This window comes from Streptomyces sp. NPDC006265, from assembly GCF_040613555.1.
In the GTDB taxonomy this organism is placed as follows: domain Bacteria; phylum Actinomycetota; class Actinomycetes; order Streptomycetales; family Streptomycetaceae; genus Streptomyces.
In genome coordinates, this window is record NZ_JBEXSH010000623.1 from 1 (window position 1) to 5,505 (window position 5,505).

The 5,505-nt window shown below is 67.9% G+C and carries 5 protein-coding genes; all 5 read left to right on the forward strand.

Annotated features, from left to right (window positions below; translation table 11 throughout):
- Positions 1 to 1,140 (forward strand): spermidine/putrescine ABC transporter substrate-binding protein (locus ABZ281_RS35690; protein WP_356662221.1); only part of this gene is annotated, 1,140 nt, incomplete at its 5' end.
- A gap of 5 nt (positions 1,141 to 1,145) precedes the next feature.
- The gene (locus ABZ281_RS35695) at positions 1,146 to 2,291 is read left to right on the forward strand and encodes an ABC transporter ATP-binding protein (protein ID WP_356662222.1); all 1,146 of its coding nucleotides are present in this window, start codon (positions 1,146 to 1,148) and stop codon (positions 2,289 to 2,291) included.
- Positions 2,291 to 3,220 carry an ABC transporter permease gene (locus tag ABZ281_RS35700; protein ID WP_356662223.1) on the forward strand — a complete coding sequence of 310 codons (930 nt, stop codon included), beginning with the start codon at positions 2,291 to 2,293 and terminating at the stop codon, positions 3,218 to 3,220. The genes ABZ281_RS35695 and ABZ281_RS35700 overlap by 1 nt, the downstream gene beginning before the upstream one ends.
- Positions 3,221 to 4,021: an ABC transporter permease gene (locus tag ABZ281_RS35705; protein WP_356662224.1), complete on the forward strand. Its 801-nt coding sequence runs from the start codon at positions 3,221 to 3,223 to the stop codon at positions 4,019 to 4,021.
- Positions 4,022 to 4,039: 18 nt separating this feature from the next.
- Positions 4,040 to 5,458 carry an FAD-dependent oxidoreductase gene (locus tag ABZ281_RS35710; protein WP_356662225.1) on the forward strand — a complete coding sequence of 473 codons (1,419 nt, stop codon included), beginning with the start codon at positions 4,040 to 4,042 and terminating at the stop codon, positions 5,456 to 5,458.
- The last annotated feature ends 47 nt before the right edge of the window (positions 5,459 to 5,505 follow it).

Genomic DNA, 5,505 nt, shown 5'->3' on the forward strand with positions numbered 1-5,505 from the left:
TCCGCGGGGGGGGCGCTCGCGGCCGGCGGACTGGGGACGTTGAGCGCCTGCGGCATCCCGGCAGCCGGGCAGTCGAAGGGCGGCGTCTCGGCCGAGGACCACTCGGCCAAGGAGAAGACGGTGAACTTCTCCAACTGGACCGAGTACATGGACGTCGACGACAGCGGCAAACGCCACCCGACCCTGGACCAGTTCGCCAAGCGCACCGGCATCAAGGTCAAGTACAGCGAGGACATCAACGACAACAACGAGTTCTTCGGCAAGATCAAGCCGCAGCTCGCCGCGGGCCAGGACACCGGCCGCGACCTGATCGTCCTCACCGACTGGCTGGCCGCCCGCCTCATCCGTCTCGGCTGGGTGCAGAAGCTCGACCCGAGCAACCTGCCGCACGCCTACGCCAACCTGTCGGCCCAGTTCCGCAGCCCCGACTGGGACCCGGGCCGCGCCTACTCGTACGTCTGGCAGGGCATCTCGACCGTCATCGCGTACAACAAGAAGGCCCTCGACGGCGTCGAGGTGAAGTCGATATCCGACCTGCTGGACAACCCCAGGCTCAAAGGCCGGGTCGGCTTCCTGTCGGAGATGCGCGACAGCATCGGCATGACGCTGCTCGACATGGGCAAGGACCCGGCCGACTTCACCGCCGACGACTACGACGCAGCCATCGCCCGCCTCCAGAAGGCCGTCGACAAGGGCCAGATCCGCCGCTTCACCGGCAACGACTACACCTCGGACCTGACCAGCGGCGACTTCGCGGCCTGTGTCGCCTGGGCCGGTGACGTCGTCCAGCTCAAGGCGGACAGCCCCGACATCGACTTCCTCATCCCGGACAGCGGCTATGTGACGTCGACCGACAACCTGCTGATCCCCAACAAGGCCCGGCACAAGACCAACGCCGAACGGCTCATCGACTTCTACTACGAGCCGAAGGCGGCCGCCGAACTCGCCGCGTACATCAACTACGTGTGCCCCGTCGACGGCGTGAAGGCCGAACTCGCGAAGATCGACGAGGACGCGGCGAACAACCCGCTGATCATTCCCGACAAGGCCATGGCCGCCAAGTCCCACGCCTTCCGCTCGCTGAGCTCGAAGGAAGAGACCGAGTTCGAAGCGAAGTTCGCGAAGCTGACGGGGGCGTGACCACCATGACGAACAAGACGGACCCCAGCGGCGACGTCCGCCTCACGGGCATCGCCAAGACCTACGGCGCCTTCACCGCCGTCCACCCGCTCGACCTGACCGTCCCGCAGGGCTCCTTCTTCGCCCTGCTCGGCGCCTCCGGCTGCGGCAAGACCACCACCCTGCGAATGATCGCCGGCCTGGAGGAACCTTCCGCCGGCACCGTGCAGCTGGGCGACCAGGACGTGACCGCCCTCCCGCCGTACAAGCGGCCGGTGAACACGGTCTTCCAGTCCTACGCCCTCTTCCCGCACCTCGACATCTTCGAGAACGTCGCGTTCGGCCTGCGCCGGCGCGGATGGAAGTCGGTGAAGAAGCAGGTCGAGGAGATGCTGGAGCTCGTGCAGCTCGGAGAGCAGGCCCGCAAGAAGCCGCATCAGCTCTCCGGCGGCCAGCAGCAGCGGGTCGCCGTCGCCCGCGCGCTGATCAACCACCCCAAGGTGCTCCTGCTCGACGAGCCGCTCGGCGCCCTCGACCTGAAGCTGCGCCGCCAGATGCAGCTGGAGCTCAAGCGCATCCAGACCGAGGTCGGCATCACCTTCATCCACGTCACCCATGACCAGGAGGAGGCCATGACCATGGCCGACACGGTCGCCGTGATGAACGCGGGCCGCGTCGAGCAGCTGGGCGCACCCACCGAGCTCTACGAGAACCCGCGCACCACGTTCGTCGCGAACTTCCTCGGCACCTCCAACTTCATCGAGGCCGAGGTCGACTCCAAGAGCGGCGAGGAGATCGTGCTGAAGGCCGGCGGCGGCAAGCTCGTCCTGCCTCAGGCGCGATGTTCCGCGCCCGCGGGCACCGGCGGCAGGGTGCTGGTCGGCGTGCGCCCGGAGAAGATCTCGCTCACCCACGCGGACGACGCCGGCGAGATACCCGAGGGCCGCAACCGCATCACGGGCCGGATCGCCGACTCCAGCTTCATCGGCGTCTCCACGCAGTACGTCGTCGACAGCCCGGTCTGCTCCGACTTCGAGGTCTACGCCCAGAACATCGACCGCGACCCCCGCCTGGTGCCCGGCGCCGAGGTCGTCCTGCACTGGAACCCGGCCCACACCTTCGGCCTGGACGCCGCCCAGGACGCCGACGCCGGAGTGGAAGAGGCGGCCTGATGTCGACACTCACCGAGGCGCCACCGCCCCTCGCGCCGCAAGCGCCCGAGTCGAAGCCGCCGAAGCGCCGGGGCCGCTTCACGCCGTACTGGCTGCTGCTGCCAGGCATCCTGTGGCTGGTCGTCTTCTTCGCGCTGCCGATGATCTACCAGGCCTCCACGTCCGTGCAGACGGGCTCGCTGGAGCAGGGCTACAAGGTCACTTGGCACTTCGCCACGTACTGGGACGCGCTCTCCGCCTACTGGCCGCAGTTCGTCCGCTCGGTGCTCTACGCGGGCACGGCGACGATCCTCTGCCTGCTGCTCGGCTACCCGCTGGCGTATCTGATCGCCTTCCGGGCCGGCCGCTGGCGCAACCTGATCATGATCCTGGTGATCGCGCCGTTCTTCACCAGCTTCCTCATCCGCACCCTCGCCTGGAAGACGATCCTCGCGGACGGCGGCCCGGTCGTCGGCGCGCTCAACACGCTGCACGTCCTGGACGTCACCAGCTGGCTCGGCATGACCGCCGGCGACCGCGTCCTGGCCACTCCGCTGGCCGTGGTCTGCGGTCTGACGTACAACTTCCTGCCGTTCATGATCCTGCCGCTCTACACCTCGCTGGAGCGCATCGACGGACGACTGCACGAGGCGGCGGGGGATCTGTACGCCCGGCCCTCGACGACGTTCCGCAAGGTCACCTTCCCACTGTCGATGCCGGGTGTCGTCTCCGGCACGCTGCTGACCTTCATTCCGGCGGCCGGTGACTACGTGAACGCCGATCTGCTCGGCTCCACCGACACCCGCATGGTCGGAAACGTCATCCAGACGCAGTTCCTGAGAGTCCTCGACTATCCGACGGCCGCGGCGCTCTCCTTCATCCTCATGGCGGCCATTCTGCTCATGGTCACCCTCTACATCCGCAGGTCCGGGACGGAGGATCTGGTCTAAATGCCCTTCGTCAACTGGCTCAAGAGAAATCTCGTGGTTCTGGCGGGACTGCTGACCCTCGGCTATCTCCTCCTGCCGAACGTCGTCGTGACGGTGTTCTCCTTCAACAAGCCGAAGGGGCGCTTCAACTACGCATGGCAGCAGTTCTCCCTGGACGCCTGGAAGGACCCCTGCGGGGTCTCCGGGCTGTGCGGGTCGCTGTCCCTCAGCCTCCAGATCGCGGTCTGGGCGACCCTCGGCGCCACCCTCCTCGGCACCCTGATCGCCTTCGCCCTGGTCCGCTACCGGTTCCGCGCCCGCGGTGCCGTGAACTCGCTGATCTTCCTGCCGATGGCGATGCCCGAGGTCGTCATGGCCGCCTCGCTGCTCACCCTGTTCCTCAACATGGGCGCCCAGCTGGGCTTCTGGACGATCCTCATCGCGCACATCATGTTCTGCCTGAGTTTCGTGGTCACGGCCGTCAAGGCACGCGTGATGTCGATGGATCCAAAACTGGAGGAGGCCGCCCGGGACCTGTACGCGGGCCCGTTCCAGACCTTCCTCCGGGTGACCCTGCCGATCGCCGCACCGGGCATCGCGGCGGGCGCACTTCTCGCCTTCGCGCTGTCCTTCGACGATTTCATCATCACCAATTTCAACGCCGGCTCGACCGTCACCTTCCCCATGTTCGTCTGGGGCTCGGCGCAGCGCGGAACGCCGGTTCAGATCAATGTCATCGGCACGACCATGTTCGTCGTCGCCGTGCTGTTCGTCCTGGTTTCCATGGTTGTCGGAAACCGCCGCAACAGGCAGAAGGCATAACCGTAGGGAGTTGAAATCATGGCCCCGAGCGCCATGAATCAGTGGACCCGTTCGCTTTCCGACGTCCAGCCGGTCCCGTACTGGCTGGACGACCCCGGCCGGCCCCGTCCCGAACCCGCCCTGACCACCTCCGAGACCTGCGACCTGCTGGTCGTCGGGGGCGGCTACAGCGGCCTGTGGACGGCGCTGATCGCCAAGGAGCGCGACCCGCAGCGGGACGTGGTGCTGGTGGAGGGCCGCGAGGTGGGCTGGGCCGCCTCCGGCCGCAACGGCGGATTCTGCGCCGCCTCCCTCACCCACGGCCTGCCCAACGGCCTCGCCCGGTGGCCCGACGAGATCCACACGCTCCAGCGGATGGGCGACCGCAACCTCGACGAGATCGAGGAGGCCCTCGCCCGGCACTCCATCGACTGCGACTTCGAGCGCACCGGCGAGATCGACGTCGCCACCGAGCCCTACCAGGCACGTGAACTGCGCGCGTGGCACGAGGAGACCTCCCGCCGGGGTCTGGCCGACGGCGTCGAGTTCCTGGACGCCGACGCCGTACGGGAGCAGGTCGACTCACCCACCTTCCAGGCGGGCCTGTGGGACCGCAGGGGCGTCGCCATGCTGAACCCGGCGAAGCTCGCCTGGGGCTTGAAGCGGGCGTGCGTGGAGCTGGGTGTGCGCGTCCACGAGAACACGCCCGCCCTCACCCTGAAGCCGCACGGCCCCGGCATGGCCATACGCACCCCCTACGGCCGGATCCGCGCCCGCCGGGTCGCCCTCGGCACCAACGTCTTCCCGAACCTGGTCAGACGTGTCCGCTCGTACACCGTCCCGGTCTACGACTACGCCCTGATGACCGAGCCGCTCACCCCCGCGCAGCTCGACTCGATCGGTTGGAAGAACCGCCAGGGCCTCGGCGACAGCGCCAACCAGTTCCACTATTTCCGCCTGTCCGCCGACCACCGGATCCTCTGGGGCGGCTACGACGCGATCTACCCCTACGGGGGCCGCGTCCGCGCCGAGTACGACGACCGCCCCGAGACCTACGCCAAGCTCGCCGGGCACTTCTTCACCTGCTTCCCGCAGCTGGAGGGCGTCCGCTTCAGCCACGCCTGGGGCGGCGCGATCGACACCTGCTCCCGCTTCTCGGCGTTCTTCGGCACCGCCCACCAGAGCAAGGTGGCCTACGCGGCCGGGTACACCGGCCTCGGGGTCGGTGCCTCCCGCTTCGGCGCCGAGGTCATGCTGGACCTGCTGTCCGGTGAACGCACGGAACGCACGGAACTGGAAATGGTCCGCAAGAAGCCCCTGCCCTTCCCGCCCGAGCCCTTCGCCTGGACGGGCATCGCCCTCACCAAGTGGTCACTGGCCCGCGCGGACGCCCAGGGCGGCCGCCGCAACCTGTGGCTGCGCACGATGGACCGCTTGGGGCTGGGATTCGACAGCTGATCGACCGGGTGTGATCCGGTTCACTCCAACGGGGTGCCGGTACCCGC